Annotated in this window: 1 protein-coding gene; it reads left to right on the forward strand. The window is 65.0% G+C overall.

Annotated elements, in window-relative coordinates; genetic code table 11:
- Positions 1–109: 109 nt before the first annotated feature.
- Positions 110–927, forward strand: a protein-coding gene (locus IEY89_RS40140; protein ID WP_189152454.1) for an IS5 family transposase whose coding sequence is annotated in 2 segments (ribosomal slippage) — positions 110–452 and positions 452–927 — 819 coding nt in all. Because the reading frame shifts where the segments join, the coding sequence is not laid out codon by codon here.
- Positions 928–995: the final 68 nt, after the last annotated feature.

Below are 995 nucleotides of genomic sequence, written 5' to 3' on the forward strand. Positions count from 1 at the left end.
AGCGTTCCTCGGACTCGCCGTCTGCCTGATCACTCACCGCCACGTCCAACGGCTTTGTTAGGGACTGTTAGACCGTGTCCTACGTGGTGAGGCGGACGTTGGTCTGTCCATGGGGCGGGGTACGTGGAGTTGGATTGTTCCGGACGGGCTGTGGGAGATCGCGAAGCCGCTGATCCCGGCGTCGAAGGTGCGTCCGCAGGGCGGCGGGACACAGGACACACCTGATGAGACGGTGTTCGCCGCGATCGTCTACGTGCTGGTCAGCGGCTGCTCCTGGCGCGCTCTGCCGCCCTGCTTCGGGATATCGAAGTCGACCGCCCACCGCCGGTTCCTGATCTGGTCGAGAGCCGGCGTCTGGGGCCGCCTCCACGAAGCCGTGCTGCACCGGCTCGACGACGCCGGGCTCATCGACGTCACCCGCGTCGTCCTCGACACCGCCCACGTCAGGGCTAAAAAGGGGGCGAACACACAGGTCCGAGCCCCGTGGACCGAGGCAAGCCGGGTTCCAAGATGCACGTCCTGTCGGACGCGAACGGACTGCCGCTTCTCGTCGGTGTCTCGGCCGGCAACACCCACGACAGCGAAGGGCTGGAGCTCATGATCGAGGGTCACCAAACGAGACACGACCCTCACCGCGGCCGGTACTTCAAGCCCCAGCGCCTACACGCAGATAAAGCCTACGATCGCGCCGACCTGCGCAGATGGCTCCGATGGAAGCGAATCGGAGTACGCATCGCCCGCAAAGGCATCGAATCCAGCGAGCGATTAGGGCGTCGGAGGTGGGTGATCGAGCGCACGATGTCGTGGCTGTCCGGCTACCGCAGACTGAGTCCCCGCTACGAGCGTCACCCCCGCAACTACCTGGCATTTCTCGGACTGGCCGCGGCCCTCTGCTGTTACAAGCGCCTCGTCCGCCTCACCACGTAGGACACGGTCTAAGACGGTGTCCTACATGGTCAGTTGGCAGTTGTGCTGGGCATGGGGAGTGGACGGTG

The sequence above is a fragment of the Streptomyces lacrimifluminis genome (assembly GCF_014646095.1).
In the GTDB taxonomy this organism is placed as follows: Bacteria; Actinomycetota; Actinomycetes; order Streptomycetales; family Streptomycetaceae; genus Streptomyces; species Streptomyces lacrimifluminis.